The 24880-nt window shown below is 43.0% G+C and carries 20 protein-coding genes; 13 read left to right on the plus strand and 7 right to left on the minus strand.

All coding sequences use genetic code 11. The features are described 5' to 3' along the window. Nucleotides 1-159: 159 nt before the first annotated feature. Both ABIE26_RS08955 and ABIE26_RS08960 read right to left on the minus strand, forming a co-directional pair. On the minus strand, nt 160-1287 hold the full coding sequence (locus ABIE26_RS08955; protein WP_310137746.1) for a FecR family protein: 1128 nt from the start codon (nt 1285-1287) through the stop codon (nt 160-162). 59 nt (nt 1288-1346) lie between these two features. Next, nucleotides 1347-1934 (minus strand): sigma-70 family RNA polymerase sigma factor, encoded by a 588-nt coding sequence (locus tag ABIE26_RS08960; RefSeq protein ID WP_310137743.1) that lies wholly within the window; start codon nt 1932-1934, stop codon nt 1347-1349. Nucleotides 1935-2185: 251 nt separating this feature from the next. Between ABIE26_RS08960 and ABIE26_RS08965 the strand changes: the two genes are divergently transcribed. Together ABIE26_RS08965 and ABIE26_RS08970 are read left to right on the plus strand one after the other, a co-directional pair. Beyond that, nucleotides 2186-2884 carry a 3-keto-disaccharide hydrolase gene (locus ABIE26_RS08965; RefSeq protein WP_310137740.1) on the plus strand — a complete coding sequence of 233 codons (699 nt, stop codon included), beginning with the start codon at nt 2186-2188 and terminating at the stop codon, nt 2882-2884. A 48-nt stretch (nt 2885-2932) separates the two neighbouring features. Then, nucleotides 2933-3067, plus strand: a complete 135-nt coding sequence (locus ABIE26_RS08970; RefSeq protein WP_084239760.1) for an alanyl-tRNA synthetase — start codon at nt 2933-2935, stop codon at nt 3065-3067. Nucleotides 3068-3084: 17 nt separating this feature from the next. Here the strand turns inward: ABIE26_RS08970 and alaS are convergent, their stop codons facing one another. After that, the gene (alaS, locus tag ABIE26_RS08975) at nt 3085-5787 is read right to left on the minus strand and encodes an alanine--tRNA ligase (protein ID WP_310137737.1); all 2703 of its coding nucleotides are present in this window, start codon (nt 5785-5787) and stop codon (nt 3085-3087) included. Nucleotides 5788-5923: 136 nt separating this feature from the next. Here alaS and ABIE26_RS08980 point away from each other — a divergent pair, with 136 nt between their 5' ends. The 7 genes from ABIE26_RS08980 to ABIE26_RS09010 all read left to right on the plus strand — a co-directional run bounded on the left by ABIE26_RS08980 (nt 5924) and on the right by ABIE26_RS09010 (nt 13978). Beyond that, entirely contained in the window at nt 5924-6259 is a 336-nt protein-coding gene (locus ABIE26_RS08980) for a MerR family transcriptional regulator (RefSeq protein ID WP_084239758.1), read from the plus strand. 68 nt (nt 6260-6327) lie between these two features. Next, nucleotides 6328-6624: a hypothetical protein gene (locus ABIE26_RS08985; RefSeq protein WP_310137731.1), complete on the plus strand. Its 297-nt coding sequence runs from the start codon at nt 6328-6330 to the stop codon at nt 6622-6624. Next, nucleotides 6621-8438 carry a ComEC/Rec2 family competence protein gene (locus tag ABIE26_RS08990; protein WP_310137729.1) on the plus strand — a complete coding sequence of 606 codons (1818 nt, stop codon included), beginning with the start codon at nt 6621-6623 and terminating at the stop codon, nt 8436-8438. Before ABIE26_RS08985 ends, ABIE26_RS08990 begins: the two co-directional genes overlap by 4 nt. A 7-nt stretch (nt 8439-8445) precedes the next feature. Further along, on the plus strand, nt 8446-9225 hold the full coding sequence (locus tag ABIE26_RS08995) for an enoyl-CoA hydratase/isomerase family protein (RefSeq protein ID WP_310137727.1): 780 nt from the start codon (nt 8446-8448) through the stop codon (nt 9223-9225). An 18-nt stretch (nt 9226-9243) separates the two neighbouring features. Beyond that, complete coding sequence (locus ABIE26_RS09000) at nt 9244-9921, plus strand: hypothetical protein (protein WP_310137725.1); 678 nt, start codon at nt 9244-9246, stop codon at nt 9919-9921. Between the two features lie 12 nt (nt 9922-9933). After that, nucleotides 9934-11799, plus strand: coding sequence for an LTA synthase family protein (locus tag ABIE26_RS09005; RefSeq protein WP_310137723.1), 1866 nt, complete (start codon nt 9934-9936; stop codon nt 11797-11799). Nucleotides 11800-11803: 4 nt separating this feature from the next. Further along, on the plus strand, nt 11804-13978 hold the full coding sequence (locus tag ABIE26_RS09010; RefSeq protein ID WP_310137720.1) for a S9 family peptidase: 2175 nt from the start codon (nt 11804-11806) through the stop codon (nt 13976-13978). Nucleotides 13979-14011: 33 nt separating this feature from the next. Here ABIE26_RS09010 and ABIE26_RS09015 read toward each other — a convergent pair whose 3' ends face one another. Next, a complete protein-coding gene (locus tag ABIE26_RS09015; protein WP_354375422.1) occupies nt 14012-15979 on the minus strand; it encodes a sensor histidine kinase in 1968 nt (655 codons plus the stop codon). A 92-nt stretch (nt 15980-16071) separates the two neighbouring features. Between ABIE26_RS09015 and ABIE26_RS09020 the strand changes: the two genes are divergently transcribed. Beyond that, on the plus strand, nt 16072-16938 hold the full coding sequence (locus ABIE26_RS09020) for an aldose 1-epimerase family protein (RefSeq protein WP_310137714.1): 867 nt from the start codon (nt 16072-16074) through the stop codon (nt 16936-16938). Between the two features lies 1 nt (nt 16939). Here the strand turns inward: ABIE26_RS09020 and ABIE26_RS09025 are convergent, their stop codons facing one another. The 3 genes from ABIE26_RS09025 to ABIE26_RS09035 all read right to left on the minus strand — a co-directional run bounded on the left by ABIE26_RS09025 (nt 16940) and on the right by ABIE26_RS09035 (nt 21355). Further along, complete coding sequence (locus ABIE26_RS09025) at nt 16940-18133, minus strand: GAF domain-containing sensor histidine kinase (protein ID WP_310137712.1); 1194 nt, start codon at nt 18131-18133, stop codon at nt 16940-16942. Nucleotides 18134-18208: 75 nt separating this feature from the next. Then, entirely contained in the window at nt 18209-19021 is an 813-nt protein-coding gene (locus ABIE26_RS09030) for a DUF4249 domain-containing protein (RefSeq protein WP_310137709.1), read from the minus strand. A 3-nt stretch (nt 19022-19024) separates the two neighbouring features. After that, nucleotides 19025-21355 carry a TonB-dependent receptor gene (locus ABIE26_RS09035; RefSeq protein ID WP_310137707.1) on the minus strand — a complete coding sequence of 777 codons (2331 nt, stop codon included), beginning with the start codon at nt 21353-21355 and terminating at the stop codon, nt 19025-19027. A 95-nt stretch (nt 21356-21450) separates the two neighbouring features. Between ABIE26_RS09035 and ABIE26_RS09040 the strand changes: the two genes are divergently transcribed. From ABIE26_RS09040 to ABIE26_RS09050, 3 genes are read left to right on the plus strand one after another with little or no spacing between them, the layout of a single operon-like run. Then, a complete protein-coding gene (locus tag ABIE26_RS09040; RefSeq protein ID WP_310137704.1) occupies nt 21451-22218 on the plus strand; it encodes a DUF2625 domain-containing protein in 768 nt (255 codons plus the stop codon). A 47-nt stretch (nt 22219-22265) separates the two neighbouring features. Continuing rightward, the gene (locus ABIE26_RS09045; protein WP_310137702.1) at nt 22266-23267 is read left to right on the plus strand and encodes a ligase-associated DNA damage response exonuclease; all 1002 of its coding nucleotides are present in this window, start codon (nt 22266-22268) and stop codon (nt 23265-23267) included. After that, nucleotides 23264-24871, plus strand: a complete 1608-nt coding sequence (locus tag ABIE26_RS09050) for an ATP-dependent DNA ligase (RefSeq protein ID WP_310137700.1) — start codon at nt 23264-23266, stop codon at nt 24869-24871. The genes ABIE26_RS09045 and ABIE26_RS09050 overlap by 4 nt, the downstream gene beginning before the upstream one ends. Nucleotides 24872-24880 lie beyond the last annotated feature (9 nt).

The raw sequence follows: 24880 nt of genomic DNA on the forward strand, positions 1-24880 counted from the left end.
TGTTCGTCCGGTATTACCGGAATGGCAGCAGAACTGAAAGGGGTGTTTGCCGCACTCCTTTCTTATTTATTTGCTGTACCATAGCTTCTGTTAGGTCTTTTTTTCTGAATTTTTCATTTCTGATCCTTTGTTTGGTTATGAATTGGTTGTTTTGTAGGACTATTTATGGGATATTTTAACCGTACTGCCTTTTACCTCGAACTTTAAATTGCCTGTAACCTCCAATTTGCTGAGTACTTTTGATATTTTTTCGAAGCGGCTTATGGTACCGTAATATTTAACATTTTTAACCGCTTCGTCTTCGTAGCTGGCCGTTACCTTGTACCAGCGGCATACCTTGACCATAATGCTGGCCAGATCTTCATTATCGAACATAAAATATCCGTTTTTCCACGCGATGGCATCTTCGGCATCGCCATCAACCAGTTCAATTCCCCGCCTATTGCTGATAGCCTGCTGCCCTGGTTTAAGCAATGAATTTCCTTTTCCATTTTTTATGCGGATCAGCCCTTCGAGCAGACTTGTCTTTGTATCTGCGTCCCCGGGATAGGCATTGACATTAAAATGTGTGCCCAGTACCTCTACTTCCTGGTTATTGCTCACTACCACAAAAGGCAAATGCCCGCTGCCTTTTTTTATCCTGGCCACTTCAAAATAAGCCTCCCCACTAAGCTCAACTCTTCTCTGCTGTACTTCAGCAAATGTAGAAGGAAATTTTAATGCAGAAGCCGCATTCAGCCAGACCCTGGTACTGTCGGGCAAAATGACCTGGTAAGTCCCCCCTTCAGGTGTACTTACCATCATATTTGCAACTGTATGCTGAAGGGAGCTTGATTGTAAATTGATCTTAGTCCCGTCATTATACATGAGGTCCCGGGTATTGATCACAATTCCGGTTTGGGCATCACTCAAATCCACCTTATCACCATTGGCAAGCGTTAAAACAGCCTTGTTACCCCCGGGATTGATGTCCTGACTTAAACGGTTTTTATCCTCAGCCGGCATTTCATGGCGCCTGCCATAAAAGTAAAAAGCTATGCCAAGGCACAGTAAAATTGAGGCAGCTACCGTTATATGGCTCAACAACCTTCGTTTTACCGGAACAGGGGTAATTTCCTTTTCGAGACGCGCCAACATCCGCCTATGCACAGCCTGCTCTTCGTCGGGATAAAGGGCATCCTGATAGGCAGTATTACGGTACCAGTTACGCAGTTCTTCCAGCTCCGCATCAGTGGCGGTTCCTTGAACATATTTCGCTATTAAGTTGTTGATCTGATCTTGCTCCATCCTTTTTTCCGGGCTTTGATAAGGATGTACGTTAAAAGGAGGCTGACCCTACATCAGCATTAAAATAAATTTTTCCAGACCTGTATCGACAGCAACAGCAGCAATCCGGAATCGTTAAGACTACCTTTGATGGTCTTGAGTGCACGTGTTAAATTGGCCTCCACTCCTTTCTCCGAAATATTCATTTTTTCGGCGATCTGGGCATTGCTCAGCCCTTCTTCCCTGCTGTATTTAAAAGTTAAACGGCACTTCTCTGGCAACTGTTCTACAATTCCATCTATGTATTCTTTCAGAAACAGGGCATCCAGCCTGGCTTCATCATGACTACTTTCTTTAAAATCATAATTCTGCAGCGCAAGCTGTCTTCTATGCAGCAGCTTCTGGTAGTGCTTAAAAATATTGAATTTTATAGCGGTTGTTAAAAAAGCGGGAATATTTTCTATCAATACCTCTGTTCTGCGGTTCCACAAAGCGATGAAAACTTCGTGTACTATATCTTCAGCCTGTGCCTTATCCTTACAATGGTTCCAGGCCAGCAAAAGCATCTTTTTCCAGTAACGGTTGTAGATTTCTGTATAGGCATTCTTGTCTGCCTGTTTTAACAAAACAGCCAGTTCGGTGTCGCTAAGTATATCACAAGAAGTCATTGCGCTGTTCCTTATTTAAAGCTACCTATAATCTGCTTCAATGTTAATTAAATATTTTTGTTTTATTGCAATGACCAGGCAGCGAGGTTAAGATTTCATATTAAATTAACCTGTACAAAAAGAATCGGGATAAAAAAAGCGGGAATAATCCTCCGACCATTCCCGCTCATCTAAATTAACGCTCTCAGTAATATAGACGCTGGTTTATCCTGATTATTGTGCGTGGATTAAAAAAAAATTATATTTAGTGCATGAAACAATCTTTAACTACCACATTATCAATCCTCGCATTTTTATGCTGCGGCATCGCATCCTTAGCGCAGTCTAAGTCGTTATTTAATGGAAAAGACCTCAGCGGCTGGCATAGCGATGTGCCGGATCACGACAAGAACCCGGATATTCAACCCTCTTTCCTTGTTCGTAACGGACTTTTAGTAAGCATGGGCAACCCAAAAGGTCACCTGATCACAGATGCGACCTACCAGAACTATCGTATCGAAGTACAATACCGCTTTTCGGCCAAACCCGGGAATTGCGGCGTGCTGGTACATGCCTCAACGCCAAGGGCCCTTTACGGAATGTTCCCGAAATCCCTGGAAGTTCAGATGCAAAACCAGAATGCTGGTGATTTCTGGTGTATTGAAGAAGACATTACCGTACCCGATATGGAAACCAGGCGCGGCCCGAAAGAAAACTGGGGGGTAAACGGCAACAAACAGCGCCGGATAAAAAGAATGGTTGACAACGTTGAAAAGCCCGTTGGCGAATGGAACAAAATGGTTGTGGAATGCCTGGACGATAAAGTAAAAGTATGGGTGAACGATAAATTGGTAAACTACGGCTACAACTGCACTGCTAAAAGCGGACAGATTGCCATACAGGCAGAGGGTTCGGAAGTGGAATTCAGAAAGGTCACGCTAAAACCTATAAAAAAACTGAGCAAAGATTAGGAAAAACTCCTTAATTTTGCCTGATATCCCATTTACCTGGCCTACCGCATGAATACCAAACCCACATCAGAAAAAAAAGCAGCCATTTTAAAATGGCTGAGAAGAGTTGGCGTATGGGGATTTTTATTTTTCCTGGCTAAGGGGCTGGTATGGCTTGCTTTAGGTTATTGGGTGCTTAAATAAGCACCCAATAACAAATGTCATTTCGGGATCAGTGTTTCTGCTTTATGCAGCACCGTCGACAATCCTTCTTTATTTTTACCACCGGCAGTTGCGTAGAAAGGCTGTCCGCCACCCCCGCCCTGAATGTCCTTAGCCAATTCCCTCACAATGTTTGAAGCATTTAAGCCTTTGTCTTTAACCAGGTTCTCAGACAGCATAACGGTAATGCCCGGCTTATCGTCTATTAAAGTGGTGAAAACCAGGAACAAATCGTCAACCAGGTCCTTTACTGCAAAAGCCAGGTTTTTAACGGCATCTGCATTGGGCAGGTCCACATGCGTAGCAATCAGGTTAATACCGTTTATGGTTTTAAGGTGATGAACGATTTCATGTTTAAGGTTGGCAGACTGCTCCAGAACAGCCTTTTCTACCTCTTTCTTCAGCTTATTGTTTTCTTCAATTAATGCAGCAACAGCACTGCTCAGGTCTTTGTTACCTTTTAGCAGGTTCCGCAATTCATTCAGCTCCCGGTTCTGATCCAATACAAAGGCTTCTGCTTTATCGGCAGTGATGGCTTCAATACGCCTTACACCAGCTGCCACCGCGCTTTCTGAAGTGATTTTAAAGTAACCGATCTGCCCTGTGGCCTGAACGTGCGTACCTCCGCAAAGCTCCTTCGAATAATGATCGTCAAAAGTAATGATGCGCACCAGGTCGCCATATTTCTCACCAAACAAGGCAGTTACGCCACTTGAGATGGCCTGCTCGTAGGGTACATATCTTTGCTCTTTTAAAGGAATATTTTCCCTTACCTTTTGATTTACCAGATGTTCAATCTGCGCCAGTTCTTCATCTGTAACCTTTGCAAAATGCGAAAAGTCGAAACGCAGGTAATCCGGGTTTACCAGCGAGCCTTTCTGGCTTACATGGCTGCCCAGTACCTTTTTTAAGGCCGCATGTAACAAATGCGTTGCGGTATGGTTGTCCTGGGAAAGCAAACGTTTTCTTTCGTCAATCACCGCCCAGAACTGACCTTCCAGATCTTCCGGTAAAGTATCAGTATAATGGACAATGACGCCATTTTCTTTCCGGGTATCTGTAATCTCAACGAAGAAAAGGCGACTGTGGTCTTCCAGGCGACCGGTGTCTCCTACCTGACCGCCGCTCTCCGCATAGAATGGCGTTTTGCTCAATACAATTTGGTATTGGTCTTTCCCTTTTGCACTTACCTTTCTGTATTTGATGATTTCCGTCTCTGCTTCTACATCATCGTAGCCCACAAATTCAACTTCAAGCTCCGGGTTCACCAATATCCAGTCGCCCGTATCTACAGCTGTAGCGGCACGCGATCGCTCTTTCTGTTTAAGCAGGGCTTTGTTGTATTCATCCATATCTACCGACCAGCGTTTTTCGCGGGCCATGAGTTCAGTTAAATCTATTGGGAAACCATAGGTATCCTGAAGTTCAAAAGCAAACTCTCCTGAGATGACCATCTGGTCTTTCAGTATGCTGTGCACCCATGGATCTTCAAAAGACTTTTCGGGTTCTATTGCATTCTCAGACATTAAGAAATCTGCCTGCTTTTTTATGTAATTATCAAAACGTTGGATACCTGTAGCTAAAGTTCTGAGGAAGGAAACTTCTTCCTCCAGTACTACCTTTTGTACAAAATCCTGTTGAATGAAAAGTTCATCAAAAACTCCTTTAAACTGTTCGGCCAATACCGGTACGAGTTCATTCAGGAAAGGGTCTTTCAGGTTCAGGAAAGTATAGGCGTACCTTACTGCCCGACGCAGGATACGACGGATCACATAGCCGGCTTTGTTGTTTGAAGGCAGCTGTCCATCGGCAATAACAAAAGAGATGGCCCGGATATGATCGGCCATTACACGCATAGCAATATCCGTTTTCTCATCAGCCCCATAGTGTATCCCCGCTTTGGTAGCGATAAACTGAATAAGCGGCTGGAATACATCGGTATCGTAATTGGAGCTTTTGTTCTGCAACACGCGTACCAGGCGTTCAAAGCCCATCCCGGTATCCACATGCTGTGCCGGCAAAGGCTGCAAAGAACCATCCTTAAGGCGGTTAAACTGCATGAATACATTGTTCCAGATCTCAATCACCTGGGGGTGATCGGCATTAACCAGGGATTTTCCAGCCAGGGCTTTACGCTCGTCGTCAGGCCTGCAGTCGACATGAATTTCCGAACATGGACCGCATGGACCGGTATCTCCCATTTCCCAGAAATTGTCTTTTTTATTGCCCAATATGATACGGTCTTCCGGCACATATTGTTTCCATAATTCATATGCTTCGTTATCCCTTGGCAAACCTTCTTTTTCGTCTCCCTCAAAAATGGAAACATAAAGCTTGTCTTTAGGAATTTTATAGACTTCTGTAAGCAGCTCCCAGCTCCAGGCGATGGCTTCCTTTTTAAAGTAATCGCCAAAACTCCAGTTGCCCAGCATCTCAAACATAGTATGATGGTAAGTATCGATACCTACTTCCTCCAGATCGTTATGTTTACCGGAAACACGCAGACAGCGCTGGGTATCGGCAACCCTGGGAAATTTAATGGGCGCCTCCCCTAAAAATAAATCCTTAAACTGGTTCATCCCTGCATTGGTAAACATCAGGGTTGGGTCGTTTTTAACTACTATAGGCGCAGATGCAACGATATGGTGCTGTTTTGATTCAAAAAATTTTAAGTAGGCCTGTCTGATTTCCTTAGCTGTCATCCTTCTGTTGATTTATTTTGAGCAAACTTAGATAAAATTATTTTTTTTTCGGGTGTCCATGGATACTTGCTTAACTTTAACTAAGTTTGAAAGCTTTAAATAAAACCTGTAATCAATTCATAATCAACACCAAAATATGCCTTACAAAGAACGGGAAATTAATAAAATGTATTATACCATGGGAGAAGTCACCGAAATGTTTGGTGTAAATGCCTCCCAGATCCGCTTTTACGAAAAGGAATTTGACGTGTTACAACCCAAAAAAAACAAAAAGGGAAACCGCTTATTTACACCTGAAGATATCGAAAATCTGAAAATCATATTCCACCTGGTAGATGATAAAGGTTTTACCCTTAAAGGAGCTAAAGAACACCTCAAAAACAACAGTGGCGAAGTAAAAGAAAACCAGAAGATCATTGCCTCACTGGAAAAACTAAAAGACTTCTTACTGAAGTTAAACGAAGAGATTTAACTTACTATTTAAATTATTTTTTTATTTGATTGTGTTTGTTGTGATTTGGCCAATTTATGCCGATCACAATGAAGAAAATATTATTATTTTTTCCCTGCCCCTATCCTTACTGCAAGGCACTCGTGGATGAAGAGAAGCTACCCTTGGAAAGGGTATTTAAGCGGCAGTGCGCAGGCTTCTATTCGGGAAAAGGGGTTTGTATTTTTATCAATGCCAGATACAGGCCAATGAAGGAAATGGATATTTGGGCCAGGTATGCAGTATCGGTATACCGGCAAACAAGAACTATTGGTTCGGGACTGGATGAAATAGCCGGAAACAAAAAAGCGGAGGTTAAACTTCAGCTAAGGCACCAGTTCTTATGACGCTTGTGTACCAGAATCCAATTAAAGGACTCCCCTTTATAAGAATCCTGCTCCCCTTCTCATTAGGTATCGTGAGCACCTACCAGGTAAAATTACCCTACCTTTCAGAAGTACTGTCAGGCCTCAATGCCGGCCTGCTCTTGCTGCTCTTTAGCCTGGCTTTTCAAAAAGAACGATTTGCATCACATCAGTATATCAGAAAAGCAGGTTTATTGCTACACTGCTTTTTTTACCTATCAGGATGTTTATCTTCTACTTTATATAATCATAAATTAAATACTGATTATTATGCATTTAAAAATTTAAAATACCTAAAATTAAAAATTATCGACGAGCCGAAAATAAAACCAAATAATATTTGGTTTGAGGGAATGGTGACAAATGGCTATCATTTTTTGGGTTCCTCATGTCCGGTAATTTCAGAAAGGGTCTCGGGAAAAATAAGGGTGGCCGTAAGGCCTGATTCTCTTGTTTCCATTTCACTGGAATACGGCGACGAGTTGCTGATTCCTGTTGCAGTTATGGCAACCGATGCTCCGGGCAGTCCGGCAGAATTTGATGTTAAATCCTGGCTGGCTTCAAGGAATATTTATCATCAAACTTTTTTAAAACAAACAGACCTGGTTAAACTAAACAGCAACAATGGCCACAGCCTAATCAGATACGCCTTGAAGCTTAGGGAAAAACAAGTCGCTTTTTACCGGAAAATTATTAAGAACGAGGAAGCCTTTGCACTTGTAGCTACCCTTATACTTGGCTACCGATCCGACCTGAGTACCGAAACTTTAAATATCTACTCCAAAACCGGCACCATACATGCACTGTCCGTATCAGGGATGCATGTGGGACTGATTTATCTTGTATTGAACTGGATGCTGTTTTTTCTCAATGGCAGCCGGACCTTAAAGTATATTAAAACACTATTGATCTTAATACTGATCTGGGCTTATTCGCTGTTAACCGGCTTCTCGCCTTCTATACTTCGATCGGCCATTATGCTTTCGGTATTTATTATAGCCAGGTTATTTGACAAACGTGCGAACAGCTATAACGTTATTGCATTTGCGGCTTTTTGCCTGTTGCTCTACAACCCATTCCTGATATGGGATATTGGTTTTCAACTTTCATTCCTGGCGGTGCTGGGGTTAATGTACCTGCAGCCTGATATCTATGCCTGGCTGGCCTTTAAAAACCCATTGCTGGATAAAATCTGGGCTGCAACAACAATGTCTGCCGCAGCTCAGCTGACGACCTATCCATTAAGCATATATTACTTTCATCAGTTCCCGCTCTGCTTTTTGATCAGTAACCTCTTTATCATGATACCGGTTACTTTAATTTTATACATTGGTATAATTACTCTTCTTTTTAAAATTGAATGCCTGGGCCCCTTGTTGGAAGCACTCATTAGGTTTACCAATACCGGCCTTAATAAAATTGCCGAATTGCCGTTTTCAGGCATCTCTGGCATCTGGATCAGTAAAACCGAGCTGCTGTTACTCTGCGTTACAATAATCTGCTTTGTAATGGCCATGCAGCATTACCAAAAAAGGTTATTATTTGTATCATTACTTGCTTTTTTAAGTTTTCAATGCTTTGGAGGCTACCACAAATTAAAAGCGACACAACAAAAGAAGATCATCAGGTTTAAATTGAAACACAATTACGCCATTGCCTGTATTTCTGCACATAGCGCTGTTTTGTATACCGACCTTGATCCCGGTAGTAAACCCTTTAAGTATGTAATTAAGCCTGTTCTGGATCAACACCAGATAGAGCGGGTTATTTTCTTATATTTGGCCGGATCAACTTAATATTTGTATGACTGAAGCCCTGGTTTTATATAGCGTTGAGGAGCGTATAGCGACCATATGCATCAACCGGCCCGACAAACGGAATGCACTGAACCCTGAACTTGTTGCTGAACTGACTGCTGCATTTAACAAGGCCTCAAAGGATGAAGCTGTTAAGGTAGTTGTCCTGAAAGCCAATGGCCCGGTCTTCAGTGCGGGGGCTGATCTCGCCTATCTTCAGCAGCTTCAGCAAAATTCATACGAAGAAAACCTGGCGGATTCTGAAAACCTGAAGACACTATTTACCACAATTTATGATCTTCCAAAAGTGGTAATTGCGCAGGTTGAGGGGCATGCCATTGCCGGGGGGTGTGGTTTGGCCACCGTCTGTGACATTACCTTTGCCGTTCCTGAAGCCAATTTTGGTTATACCGAGGTTAAACTTGGTTTTGTACCGGCTATTGTAGCTTGTTTTTTGCTGCGTAAAACCAGTGAAAGCATTGCAAAGAGACTATTACTGACTGGGGTATTGTTCTCTGCACAGGAAGCCTTAAATTACGGACTGATTACTTTTGTAACAAACAAGACAGATATCAGTCTTAATGTAAAGAATTTTGCATTAAGTTTGTGTACTGAAGCTTCAGCCAATTCCTTAATGGTAACCAAACGGCTGATCGGGCAGACCACAAATCCGGGGCTTGACAAGAGTTTAGCAGAAGCGGTACAGCTCAATGCCCTGGTAAGGGAAAGTGAAGACTTCAAAAAAGGTGTTGCTGCCTTTATCAGCAAAGAGAAAATAAACTGGTAAAAATTTATAATTCAAGATATGTTTAAATCTATTAAAACCGGAGTTCTGGCAATTATTTTAATCGGAACAGCTATTATAGCTAAAGCCCAAAAAGTTATGGATTCGGGAACGATTACCTATGGGATAGAATATTTACTTACAGATGAACAGAAAAAACAGATTGACCCTTCGCTGCTGCCTTCTGAAAGCAAAGTAGAATTTAATGGAAACCTATCTAAAATACAGGTTGATATGGGTGCTGCCATGTTGAAGGTCATCAATGATGGAGAACTTAGCAATTCATTGGTACTGGTCGACATCCCGATCATGCAAAAGCAGTATGCTGCAAAACTTTCCAAAGAAGAAGTAGAACAGCAAAGGGGTGGTTTAACCTTCAGCGACTTTAAAGCAACCGGTGAAAAACAGGTGATCGCCGGTTTCAATGCTGAAAAATACACCTACAAAGACAACAATGGGGTAACCTACGAATTGTGGGCCACTACAGAACTTAAATTACCTAAAGGGGGCAACCCTCCGGGCTTTAACGCCTTAAATGCTACACCTATTAAATATTCGAATAGCCAGGACGGCTTCAAAACCATGGTTACCTTAAAAAATGTTAAAGAAGGTAAAGTAGGACCTTTCTCCCTGGATATTCCTAAAGGATATGAGCAAAAAACAATGGCCGAATTAAAAGCAATGCGGGGCGGACAATAAGCCTGGAATAAAATGCTGAAAAGTCTGCTCTTTTTTTTACGGTTCTTCCTGTTCTGGCTACTGTTCTTTTTTTTAGACCGGCTGATATTTATACTGATCTACCACCAAAAAGTTGCCGCTGTTCCTTTAGCTGAAACCACAGCAACTTTTTACCATGCGATCCCATTAGACCTGTCTATGACAGCCTATCTGGCCGTTATACCGCTATTTAGCTACATTTACTGGCTGCTAAACGGCAGAAAAATAGTGGAACTGAAATGGGTATCGGTTTACAACAAAATCCTGATCGTGCTTTTCAGTATCATTTCTGTGGTTAATTTTAACATCTACAGAGAATGGGGCAGCAAAATAAACGCTAAAGCGCTTGGATTTGCTTTCCTGTCGCCCGGAGAGGCAACGGCTTCCAGTGCTTCCTCGCCTATCGGCCTCTCCGTGTCCCTGCTCATTCTGCTATTTGCATTGGGTTTATTCCTTCAGCGTTATGTGGTACTGCGTAAACTGAGTTTTAGCCGCAGCCCAATCTGGATCCGGACAATTGTTTGTCTGGCCCTGATAGCGGGAAATTTTCTGCTGATCAGAGGCGGCCTCCGGGGATCGCCCATCACACAAAGCATGGCCTACTTTTCGGAACAGCAGCTACTGAACCATGCTGCTGTAAATACAGAATGGAACCTGCTTTCAAGTATACTTGCGTCAAAAATGACAAAAAAGAACCCTTATGTTTATCTGGATAACCAGCAGGCAGACCGGGATATCAAAGCATTGTATACTACTGAAAAAGATACAACTACGCGTATTCTGACAACCAGACGTCCCAATGTAGTAGTGGTAATTGTGGAAAGTTTTACGGCTGACCTCACTAAAACCCTTGGTAACGAGGATGGCATTACCCCTCATTTTGATACCTTGATGAAGAAGGGTGTACTTTTCAGTCAGATTTATTCTGCGGGAAGCAGAACAGATAAGGGACTTATTGCCACCCTTGCAGGTTTTCCTACCCTTGCCGCCGGAAGCATTGTAAAATGGCCGGAAAAAATGCAGAAAATCCCTGCCCTTTCACAGGCATTCTTTAAAAACGGATACCATACTTCTTTCTTTTATGGAGGAGAATCTGAGTTCGACAATTACAAAGCTTTCATCTTGAGCCATGATTACCAGAAACTGGTAGACAAAAACAACTTCAAAGGCAATGAAATGAAATCCCGCTGGGGGAAATTTGACGAACTTGTGTTTGAAAGACAGGTGGCCGACCTGAACAAGGAAAGGCAGCCTTTCTTCTCTACCCTCCTTACGCTCACGAATCATGAGCCTTATGAGCTCCCGGGTACACCTAAATTCGGAAATTCCGACAACACGGCAAAATTTAAGAGTACAGCCTATTATACAGATTCCTGTATCAATGCTTATTTAATCAATGCAAAAAAACAAGCCTGGTATAAAAATACGCTGTTTGTATTTGTGGCAGACCATGGTCATCTGCTTCCAAAAAATGCACATGACATCTCTACACCAGGACGTTATCATATTCCGCTGCTGTTTTATGGTGAGGTGATCAAAGATGAATTCAAGGGGCACAGATTTGACCAGGTAGGCAGTCAGACCGATATTGCGGCCACCCTTCTTGCACAACTGGACATTCCTGCACAGCAATTTACCTGGAGCAAAAACCTGTTGAACCCTTATACCAAACCTTTTGCGTTTTTTAGCTGGGACAACGGCATGGGCTTTATTGATCAGCAGCAATGCGTTACATTTGACAACGTAGGAAAAATGATTTTATTTAACAGTAATGCAGAAGACAAGGCAAAAACACGTCAAACAGTTGACCATGCCAAAGCCTATCTGCAAAATGTATATCGTCAATTTATAGAACTTTAATAAAATGAATTTCAGAAATGTCGTTTTTAAACTTGCTTTAGTCGCCATCATCGGCTTAACGGTAAAAGTAAATGCACAAAATAAACCTGAGCTGAGGTGGACCAAAGATGGAAATGCTTATTACCAGATTATGGATGGAGAGCTCGTAACCGTTGCTTTGCCCCAAAATGACCGCAAAACGATTATAGGTCGGGATTTGCTATACAGTGGAGGAAACAACATCCGTGGTATTAAAGATTTTGAACTCTCTGAGGATGGTACCAAAGCATTGATTTATACCAACAGCAAAAAAGTATGGCGCTATGAAACCCGGGGCGATTATTTTGTTGCGGATTTAAAGACCAATACCCTAACGCAGGTAGGCAAAGACAAACCTGCTTCATCGCTCATGTTTGCCAAATTCTCGCCCGATGGCAGCAAGGTGGCCTATGTGAGCAAACACAACCTGTACGTAGACGATCTGCAGGCTAAAACCAGCAAGGCACTTACTACAGATGGTACCGATCGGATGATCAACGGAACGTTCGATTGGGTGTATGAAGAGGAATTTGACTGTAGGGATGGCTTCAGGTGGAGCCCTGATGGACAATCCATCGCCTACTGGCAGATTGATGCTACTAAAATCAAAAACTTTTTAATGATAGACAACACGGATTCCATTTACCCTTATGTAATTCCGGTAGAATACCCTAAGGTTGGAGAAAATCCTTCGGCCTGTAAAATCGGTGTTGTAAGCATAGCTACAGCACAAACCAAATGGCTGAACATCCCAGGCGATCAGGTACAGCATTACATCCCGAGGATGGATTGGATTCCAAATTCCAATGAAGTAATCCTTCAGCAGCTGAACAGGGAACAAAACGTAAGTAAGCTTTTTGTAGCAAATGCAGCTTCCGGTACAGCCGAAAACATCTATACTGAAACCGATAAGGCCTGGATAGACGCGGGTGCCCAAACCTGGGAATGGATCAATGCCGGAAAAGAATTTATATGGATGAGCGAAAAAGACGGATGGCGCCATGCTTACCGTATCAGTAAAGACGGAAAAAAACAAACCCTCATTACCAAAGGGGATTTTGATGTGATTGAAAAATCGCTGGTAGACGAAAAAAACAGCCTGATGTATTTTATGGCATCGCCTACCAATGCCACACAAAAATATCTGTACAAGGTTAAACTGAGCGGTGGTGCCAAAGCTGAAATGGTAACCCCGTCTATTCTGCCAGGTACGCATACCTATGAAATCTCGCCCAATGCAGTATTTGCGCGCCATACTTATACCACAGCAAGCGTACCTCCAATTACCGAGTGGATGAAACTGACCACTTTAAACCCGCTTACCATGGAAGGCAGTATTACCAATCAGCTGGGTCGGATAAAGCCTCCCAAAAACAAGGTGGAATTCTTCAAAATTACGACAGAAGACGGTGTTGAAATGGATGGCTGGATGAAAAAGCCAGATAACTTTGACCAGACAAAAAAATATCCGGTGGTATTTTATGTGTATGGTGAACCCGCTGCCCAGACCGTTACAGATACTTACGGCATGGGCGTAAACTGGCTCTATGCAGGCGATATGCCAAAAGATGGCTATATCTATATTTCTCTTGAAAACAGGGGTGCTCCTGCTCCTAAAGGCAGGGAATGGCGCAAAAGCATTTACAAAAACATAGGTGTATTGAATATACGCGACCAGGCCATGGCTGCAAAAAAAATTATACAATGGCCATTTGTAGATAAAAACAGGGTTGCAGTATGGGGCTGGAGCGGTGGTGGTTCTTCTACCCTGAACCTGATGTTCCAATACCCGGAAATTTACAAAACAGGGATTGCCATTGCTGCTGTAGCCAATCAGCTTACCTATGACAACATCTACCAGGAACGCTACATGGGATCTCCCCTACTTACCAAAGAGGCCTATATCAAAGGTTCGCCGATCAGCTATGCAAAAAACCTCAAAGGAAATCTGCTCTATATTCATGGTACCGGAGATGACAATGTGCATTACCAGAATGCAGAGATGCTGATCAATGAGCTGATCAAAAACAGAAAGGTGTTTCAACTGATGTCTTACCCCAACAGGACACACAGCATCAATGAAGGTCAGGGCACTTCAGAACACCTGGCTTTAACTTATACTGAGTTTCTAAAACGTAACTGTCCTCCCGGAGGAAAATAAGAAAATAAAAAAGCAGCTTTAAGAGCTGCTTTTTTATTTAAAGTAGATTTTAAAGGTTGTGCCTTCTCCTAATACACTGCTTACCGTAACCTTTCCGCCCATGGCATCAATCTGATTTTTGGAAATAAATAAGCCTATCCCCCGGGAGTCCGCATTGCCATTAAATGTTTTATACATACCAAACAGCTCATCGCCATACTTTTCCAGATCTATGCCAACACCATTGTCGGTAATCTGAAGCACTTGCTGCTCATTCTCCAGATAACAGCTCAGTTCGACTACAGGCTTACGCTCTGCGTGACTATACCTGATGGCATTGAAGATAAAATTGAGAAGAATGCTTTCCAGGTAAGCAGGGTTATAGTTTACAACCATATCGCAGGCCTCGCTTTCCAGGATCTGTACATTTTTTGCAGCAATTTCAGCATGTAAAGCGCGCAGGGTCTTGGCGATATATTGCTTCACATTCAAGGCCTCAACCTTGATATTGATGCTGGTATGAATATTTACGATCTGGTTTAAATTGAGCAGTGTTTCGTTCAGGGATGAGGAAGCCCTTTTTAGCAGGTCCAGCAATTCTGTTCTTTCCATTTCAGAGTTTGCCAGCTCCATCAGATTTGAAATAGCCTCTATGTTACTGGTATGGGAACGGAGATTATGCGAAACAATATAAGAGAAATTCAGTAAACGCCTGTTTTGTTCATTTACCAGGCTAAATGAATCATTTAACGTCTTTTCGGCCTTTTTCTGTTTAGTGATGTTGATCATAATTCCCCTCAGCAAAACAGGCTGCTGGTTTTCAGCAATTACATTTACAATATCCCTTAACCATACTACGCTCCCATCTTTAGCGATCATGCGGTATTCAAAATCATGGGCCTGGAGCGCTTTCGTACATACGTCACAATAATTGACTACCCAGTCCTTATCATCAGGATGTACATGATCTGCCCAGAAAGAATGAGAATTGAGCCATTCTTCGGGAGTATAGCCCAATATTTCTTCCGTTTTCCTGCTGATAAATGTAAAATGGAAATCAACGGGATCGGCCTCCCATACAATGCCGTCAATGGTATCTATTAATGAGCCCATCCGTTGTTCAGAAGCTCTGGTTTGCTGATCTGCAAGTTCCTTGATTTCAGCAGGCTTCTTAAACACTTTCATGGTCAGCACTCCACAAACCAGGGCAAAGGCAAGTCCTAACAATAAGGTAAAAAGCAGTTGAGCAAATAAGGCATACCTGCTTTTTACCACAAGGTAAAGTTTCCAGTCACCATCCGGAAAAAAAACATGCTCATAGGCATTTTTGCTAAAGTCCTTTTCGCCTGAAAGAAAAAACTCTTCTTTTCCCGTTGCAGCGTCACGTTTTGAAAACTGGAAATAAAACTTCTTATTGGCGTTATTGTACAACCCTGCCTGCTGCAGAAAGGCATCCAGTTTAATCACTACGGCAGAAAAGCCCCAAAATTTATGATCTATAAACAAAGGTATGCGGCCTATAATTCCTGTACCGCCCTGTTTGAGTTTAATAGGGCCGGAAAAATACATTTTTTTGTAATTGACGGTTTTATAGGCTCCTATGGCTACCTGCCTGGGTTCCTTAAATACATTCATTCCCAGAACCTTCTCATTTCCTTTTAAAGGGTAAACATATTTTATGATCCCATCGGGCACCAGTTCTACTGCCTGCAACATAGAATTGGACGCCAAAAGCTCTGCCCCTATTTTTTCAAAATCAACAGGATTCCCCTCCTCATCCAATGTAAGGGCAAGAAGAAAAGCAGATGTATAGCTATTTTTCAGCGACTGATCTATATTTTGTTTTACCACATTTAGTATGCCCAGCATCTCCTGACGTTCATTCTCCTTAACAATCTGGTATTTCTGATTGGTAATGAAACCAATGAGCAGGAGCAAAAACAGAAAAACCAGGATGCCCGCTAACCTGGGACGTTCCAGAAGCCGGTTTATCATCTCCGAAAACCTGTTTTCAAACTTCATATAAATTACCGGATACCGACCTGAATAAAAACATTGTAGTTTTTTAGCTGAGTTCTAATATAACAAAAAGGATTTTTTTATTTTTATCCAATATGATTTTCCTTGAGAATGAGTACTTAAAAGCTTCATTTGCAATTAAAGGTGCAGAATTGCAGAGTTTAAAAAATAAAAAAAACAATACTGAATACCTCTGGTCGGGTAATCCGGACTACTGGGGCAAATTCAGCCCGGTTCTATTTCCAATAGTAGGTGGTTTAAAACAGCACACTTACTACTATAAAAACAAAGCCTATCATTTGCCCAGGCATGGTTTTGCAAGGGACAAAAACTTTGAGCCGAACCAGATCAGCAGCACAACCCTGGTATTTTCACTGAAACATGACGAAGAAACGTTAAAGGTTTATCCTTTTCCTTTTGAACTGCAGCTGCGCTACACGCTGACAGGCGCAACACTTTCGTGCAGCTATACGGTGTCAAACCCTGCTGAAGATAATTTGCTGTTTTCTGTTGGTGCACACCCGGCTTTTACAACTGAAGTAAATGCGGACATTGCCTATACCGATTATTTCCTGCAATTCAATAAGGAGGAGACCTTAACCTACCATAAGATCCGGGAGGATTTGGTTGACCATCAAACTGCAACTATAGCATTATCAGGCAGAAAACTGCCTTTAGCACATGAACTTTTTTATGATGATGCACTGATACTTAAAACACTAAAAAGTGATTGTATCAGTCTGAGAAACTATAAGAACACCAGAGGGATTCATTTCAGTTTTAAGAATTTTCCTTTCTTTGGCATATGGGCAGCTAAAGATGCAGATTTTGTTTGCCTTGAACCCTGGCAGGGAATTGCCGACGGAATTGATCACAACCAGCATCTGGAGCATAAAGAAGGCATTACAGTCCTGCCCCCCGGCAGGCAGTGGACCGGCAGCTGGGCTGTTGAATGCTTTTAACTTATTTGCTCAGAGGAAGTCTGACAATAAATTTGGCCCCGCGGCCGGCCCCTTCGCTCTCCGCATGTATTTGACCCCCATGTGCTTGTACAAGGACTTTGACAATGGACAGCCCCAGGCCTGTGGAATGTTCACCGCCTGTTGGCTGGGCGCTTAAACGGGTAAACCGTTGGAACAAATGCTTTTTATCTTCTGCGGTTAGTCCCGGTCCTTCATCAGCTACTTCAATAATTACCTGACCTTCGGAGCTTGTTACCCGGACATGGACGTGGGTATCAACGGGTGCATATTTAATGGCATTGTTGATCAGATTGTCTACTATTTCGTTCAATTTCCCTTCATCGCCGTTGATAATTGCCTCTGTTTGGGCGCTAAAATTTATGGACTGCCCTTTTCTTTCTGCAAGGGGCTGGTTCATCGCTACAACATTGGCTACCAAAGATGGAATGCTGACTTTCATGACCAGCAACCGGACCTGACCTGCTTCCATGCTTCCCGATTGCAGGAGCTCATCGATAATACCTACCATGCTTAAACTGGCCATTTTTATCTGATCGCACATGACATCGACGGTTTCGGGATCATGCTTTTTGAGTTTGATCAGATCTGCACGGACAGGAATGGTAGTCAGTGGGTTTTTAAGATCATGAGCAGTGGTATTTAATATTTGATTGTGACGGGAAGCCAGTGTTCTTGAAGCGAATTTAAGTTCTATACGGTCCATCGCAATATCCCGGAGGTCTTTCAACAGCGCTGTTTCCTCTTTATTGAGTGTTCCGGGCATTTTGTCCATTATACAAAAAGCACCAAGGTGATGCCCCTCAATTGTAGTAAGTGGATAAGCTGCATAAAATTTCAGCCCAAATTCTCCTGATACCAGGGGATGAGCCATTGTTCTGGGGTCAGTTGCTGCATTTTCTACCAGATAAAAATCACCGGTCTTAGTTACCGTGGCGCATAAGCCATCATGGCGCTTCAATTGCTGCATATCAGTGCCATATTTCGACTTAAACCATATTTCATCCTTATCTACCATAGAAATCATGGCAATGGGTACTTTAAGCAGATTAGCCGCCAGTTTTGTTAATCTATCTAATGATTCGTCCGGAAGGGTATCGGGCACATCATACCTACGCAAAGCCTTAATCCTTTCTTCTTCAGTTGAAGACAGGTCCTGATCTGTGTATGGAGCCATGGTGTTAATTTTATGAGATGATTAATAGAGATAGCATAAAGTTAACATTGTTCTGCCGGAAAACAAATTGTGCACTTACCTGATCACAGCAGTCCTTTTGCTTGAGGTATAGGCATTAAAAACACCCAGAGCCCCGTTGTTAAAATTGGAAACCGGATTGGCCGGTGAAACAGGCGGACCTGCTTCACCGGAGTTTTGTCCCAGACTGTAAAAATACCTGTAAACATTGCGGTCCACGCACTGGAATTCAACATGAAGGCTATCGCCTGAAACCAAATCGCCCAGGTCATGAAAAATCACGTCCGACACTTTATTGCCATTGTTAAAGCGGTCTTCGTTTACCACATCCTTCTCCACTTTTCCTTTAACTTTTAAAATATACCGGTATTGGTTCTGCACTTCCCGGGGGTCGTTATAATTTACAGCGATATAGGTATTTGTAGTACCAAAAAAATCAAACTGCCTGAAGGAGAGCGAATCCAGCATTACCTTTGCGGGCATGGTAGAACTTGCGCGGTACGTTTTCCCCTCAACAGTAACATCCAAAGTATAACGTCCGCCTGGAATGCCACGAAATTTAACGGTCTGGTAGAAACCTGGTGTTATTTCGGTATAATTAACGGTACTGCCGTTAGGCCGGGTCAGTACTACCTTTGCCCCGCTTAATCCATTAAACTTATTGGGTTCAGTAAAATTATAGGTCTTGGAAACTTTGACTACCTGATTTTCATTCTGGTCGCTCAGCCCGCCTTCAATAACAACAGCCGGTTCGGCATTAGCCAATTTCAGCTCAATTACCTTTTCACAGCCCAGCAACACCATCCCGGGAAGAAAAATGGTTAAGATCACCAGCTGTTTTAAACCCCTGTTTCTTTTTAAGTCCATCATTCATTAAAATTTAAAATTCCAGGTTACCGAAGGGATAATACCAAACAATGTAGTACGTACTACCTGTGTTCTGCTGACGTCATCCGGATCATCCTTAAAATCAATTGAAAATGCATTGTGCCGGTTGTACAAATTGTATATACCAAAAGACCAGCTGGACTGCAATCTCCTGCCGGGCTTGCCTTCCAGGGTGGCTGAAACATCCAAACGATGGTATGCCGGGGTCCGGTACCCGTTTTTCTCGGTATAGTAAAAAGCCGTCCTGCTGTTCACCTGGTATTTACCACTTGGAAAGGTTACGGCATTTCCGGTATTGTAAACAAATACCGAGGAAAAGGTCCAGCGTTTGCCCGCTTTGTAAATGCCAACCAGCGAAAGGTCGTGAGTCCTGTCCTGCCTGGCATAAAACCACCTGTTATCATTAATGGCATCAAACTGGCGTTCTGTTCTTGACCAGGTATAGCCTAACCATCCATTGAACCTGCCAAATCGTTTCTTAAAGAAAAGCTCAATCCCATATGCCCGGCCATCTCCGTACAATAAATCTGCTTCAACATTACCATTCCCACGTAAATCTGTTCCGCTACGGTATTCGATCTGGTTTTGCATCCACTTATAGTAGACCTCGGCCGAAAATTCGTAGTTATCGTCATTAAAATTCCTAAAATATCCTGCAGCAAGCTGATCGGCAACTTCAGGTTTCACGTTATTGCTGTTCATAATGTACAGGTCTGTAGGCGAAGTTGAAGTCGAATTGGACATCAGGTGTACATTTTGAATGTTGCGGGTATAGGCTGCTTTTAATGAACTGGAACTTGTGAGCTGGTAACTTGCGGAAATACGGGGTTCCAGGTTAAAATAGGTTTTCACAAATTCACCGGATTGATAAGCTACAGTGCTGACTGTATTTCCGTCCGTATCATAACTTTTGATGTTTCCGGGGCCAATCAGGGAAAAACTACTTACCCTCAACCCATAAACCAGGTTCATTTTGTCATTTACTGTCCATTCATCCGACAGGTAAGCGGCCAGTTCCATCCCATTCCTGTTTTCGTAATTCGTCTCGTTTACGCTCGAAGTTGCACTTGCAGTAAGCTTACCCGGGGCAATGGTATGGTGTATGGCATTTATACCAAACTTCAAACTGTGCGCATTACTCAGGCTGTATTCAAAGTCCTGCTTCAGGTTAAAGTCCCTGATGGAAGAATTTACCTCAAAATTATTTTCTTCCATAAAATTCTGGATTACATAATTGTAGTTGCTGTAAATTAAAGAAGTATTGGAAAAAAGTCTGTTGCTGTACAAATGGTTCCATCTGAGCGTCACTGTAGCATTTCCCCAGTTGAAGCCAAAGGTATCCGACAGTCCCAGTTTGTCGCGGCCAAAATAGCCGGACAGGTATAAAGTATTCTTTTCGTCCAGCTGATAGTTGGCCTTTGCATTCAAATCGTAAAAGAACAGGGTATTGCTGTTTATCGAACTGTCTGGCGATAAGGCCAGGAAAGCATCCAGGTAAGTTCTTCGGGCGCTAACCATAAAAGAGCCTTTATCTTTTACTATCGGCCCTTCCACCTTTAGCCTGGAGGAAATAAGACCTATGCCTCCTTCTGCAGTATATCTTTTTCTGTTACCGTCGTTCATTTTGATGTCGAGCACCGAAGCCAGCCGTCCTCCATATTGAGCCGGCATTCCACCTTTGTAGACGCTAACATCCTTAATGGCATCGGAATTGAACGTGGAGAAAAAACCAAGTAAATGAGATGCATTGTAAACCGGGGCCTCGTCTAACAAAATCAGGTTTTGATCAGTTGAGCCTCCTCTCACATAAAAGCCACTGTTCCCCTCACCCGCCGATTTAATGCCTGGCAACAGCTGAATGGTTTTTAACACATCACGTTCGCCCAACAGCACCGGGACATTGTTGATCTCGCGAACTGCTATTTTTTGCAGGCCCATTTGCGGGCTGCTTACATTTTCGTTGCGTTTTATTGCCGAAACTACGACCTCATTTAACTGATTATCTTGTTCCATCATAAAATTAAGCCGGGTGTCTTTTGCAATAACGATGCTTTGTTTAAATGTTTTATAACCAATGAAACTAACTGAAATTTCATAATTACCTTCAGCAACACTAATAGAATAGAAACCATAAGCATTACTGATCCCTCCCGCCTGGATACTGCCTGTAAGTTTAATACTTGCGCCTATTAATGTTTCACCTGTTCTGGCATCTGTTACATTTCCATTGAGTGTTTTTTTAGTTTGGGCACTTATAAATTCATATTGACCTATTAAAAAGAAGAGCATCAGAACAATCCCCGTAAGCTTTGGCATAATTACAACGTGAATTGTAAAAATAGAAATTTTACGCTATTGTCCCTTATATTTGGCAGATATCTGTAATTTGTAACAGCTAAACCTGCAAATCTATGAAATGCACCATCAAATATAGTTTTATACTGTTCCTCAATTTTTTAACCTTAACATGCCTTGCCCAGCAAAAAATGCAGCGTCTGGATGAACTGATCAATACCACCGATCCTGCGTGGCCCCTTGTTTTGAAATGGATAGATTCCGCAAAAAACAAAGTCGAAGTCCTGACAGTTGATTCAGCTCAGGCAAAAGAGGCATTGTTTAACACCCAGGTTTCGACTTATACCACGCTTGGGGCGGTAATTTACAATACCGGCGGGATTATGGTAGACCAGGGCTGGTTAAGGATACTGGGTTCTGGCAGTACAAAGCTCAATCGCTCAGTTCCGGGCTGGAACAAAGGAAAAACCATTAAAGAATATGGTGATCAGCCAGCTTACCTGCTGGTTGCCGACGATGCTGTGGGCGGTTTTTTTGCGATTAACTACGGCGCCTTTGGTCAGGACCTGAAGTCTATTTATTACCTGGGCCCCAACAGCCTGAAATGGGAGGCGCTTGAGCTTGGCTACACAGAATTTATCCGGTTTTGTTTTGATGGGAACCTGACCGATTTCTATAAGGGACTGAGGTGGTCTACCTGGAACCAGTTTATAACTAACCTGGATGGAAACAAGTCTTATAGCTTCCGTCCGTATTTATGGACAGAGGGCGGTATGGACATAGAAAAATGCAGTCGAAAACTCGTATCAACTGAGGAACTTTTCAAATTCAACATCAACAAACAAAAAGAATTCGAAGCAAAAGCTGGAGCGAAAGCCGAATAGGTAATCAGATTTAAAACTATATAGACTTAAATCGTGTTAATCACCAGATGACACTGATCAGCTTTACCCATAAAGGCATTTACTGTAAACAGGGCAATTTTTATATAGACCCCTGGAAACCTGTTAACCTGGCCGTAACAACCCACGGGCACTCAGACCATGTAAAATGGGGCAACCAGGCTTACCTCTGCCATGAACTGACCAGGCCCATCCTTGATCAAAGGTTGGGCCCTGGCTTAAAAATAGAAATACTTCCCTACGGTAAGGAGATCAGTATCAATGGCGTCAAACTGAGTCTTTTTCCGGCAGGGCATGTCATCGGATCGGCCCAGGTAAGGCTGGAATATAAGGGAGAGGTTTGTGTGGTCTCTGGCGATTACAAAACGGTATACGATGGTATCAGCACTGAATTTGAACCCGTAAAATGCCATACTTTTGTATCAGAAAGCACTTTTGGACTGCCCATTTACAAATGGCAGCCGCAGCAGGTCTTATTCGATCAGATTAAAAATTGGGTTTCAGCCAACCAGGAAAAGCACAAAACCAGCGTATTGATTGCCTATAGCCTGGGCAAAGCACAACGTCTCATTAAAGGCCTGAGTGGCCATGCGCCTATTTATGTACACAATTCCATTGCCAACCTGAACGAAACGCTTATAGCCACAGGTGTGAATTTGCCCGAAACGATCCGGATTAACACCGACCTCAAAAAAGAAGAACTCCAGCGGGGAATTGTAATTGTGCCTCCCGCCCTTGCCGATGGAAAATGGATAAAATCGCTGACAAATGCTGCGACAGGAATTTGTTCCGGCTGGATGCAGGTTAGAGCAGGCCGAAGATGGCAAAGTGCCGATGCAGGTTTCGCCCTGAGCGACCATGCAGACTGGCCGGGCCTGTTGTCAGCAATCAAGGCTACAGCAGCCGAAACAGTATTTGTTACACATGGGTACAGTGCCGTGTTTTCCAGGTACCTGAATGAGATCGGTATAACAGCCCATGAGGTAAAAACACAATATGGTGATGAAGCGGAAGAGGAGGAACAGCTTTGAAACGTTTTGCAGAACTGATACAGCAACTGGAACTGAGCAATAAGACCAACGATAAAATTGCAGCCCTTACCGCTTATTTTGAAGAGGCCGACGATCTGGATAAACCTTATGTAATTGCCATGTTTACAGGAAAGCGCCCCAGAAGGCCTGTAAACACTGTACTTCTTAAACAATGGGCCATTGAACTAAGTGGCATTCCGGATTGGCTTTTTACAGAGTGTTACCACAATGTGGGCGATTTAAGCGAAACCATTGCATTGGTACTGCCCGCTCCCATCACCTCAAACAATCGCAACCTGCATGAATGGATCCGAGACCTTGCTTTGCTCAATGAACAGGATGACAATGATAAAAAGACATTTATCCTTCATGCCTGGAGCAGCTTGGAAATACCTGAACGCTTCATTTTCAATAAGCTGATTTCAGGGAATTTCCGCATTGGGGTATCCGGTAAGATGCTGGTAAATGCACTGGCCAAATTAAGCGGAACGGAAAGCAGCAAGGTTATGCACAGTATTATGGGCAAATGGGAGCCTGGACAGATCTCATACCATGATTTGATGGCAGGTGCACATGTAAATACCGACAACTCCTGGCCCTATCCTTTTTGCCTGGCCTATGCCCTGGAAGCAGAACCTGCAGCATTGGGACCGACCGGCGACTGGCAAGCCGAATGGAAATGGGACGGCATACGCGGGCAAATTGTAAAAAGAAACGGTGAATTGTTCATATGGTCGCGAGGTGAAGAACTGGTAACCGAGCAGTTTCCTGAACTTCATTTTTTAAGGGACGAGCTGGAGGATGGAACGGTACTGGATGGCGAAATACTCTCTGTAAAAGATGGAACAGTGCAGGCTTTCAGTATACTGCAACAAAGGTTAAACAGAAAAAAGATAGGCAAAACGCAGCTTACAGATGCGCCAATCGGTTTTTTTACCTACGATCTGCTGGAGCACAAAGGAAATGACCTGAGGTCGGAACCACTAAGCAGGCGAAGACAGCTATTGGCGGATACTGTTGGACGATTGCGCACCAAAAGCATTGTGCTCTTGTCGCCCATCATTGGGTTTAAGACCTGGGAACAGCTGGCCCAACTGAGAATGGGCGCACGCGACATCAACAGCGAAGGTATCATGTTAAAAAAACTGGATTCCCTGTACCATAGCGGGAGAAAGAGAGGCGACTGGTGGAAATGGAAAATCAACCCCTTCACAATAGATACCGTCATGATCTACGCGCAGAAGGGAAGCGGCCGAAGAGCTAATTTTTATACCGATTATACTTTTGCCGTACGTGATGGGGCACAGCTGGTCACCATCGCTAAAGCCTATTCAGGATTAACCGACAAAGAAATAAAGGAAGTAAATGCCTTTGTGGTAAAAAATGCAATAGAAAAATTCGGGCCGGTACGTACCGTAAAGCCCGAACTGGTATTTGAAATTGCTTTTGAGGGAATTACAGAGAGCAAAAGGCATAAAGCTGGACTGGCCCTGCGGTTTCCGCGCATTGCCCGATGGAGAAAAGACAAAAAAGCAGATGAAATCAATACGCTTGATGACTTAAAACAATTGTTACAGGCTACATTAACACCGCCAAACCCTTAAATTTACGTT

Source organism: Pedobacter africanus, assembly GCF_040548825.1.
GTDB classification, from domain to species: domain Bacteria; phylum Bacteroidota; class Bacteroidia; order Sphingobacteriales; family Sphingobacteriaceae; genus Pedobacter; species Pedobacter africanus_A.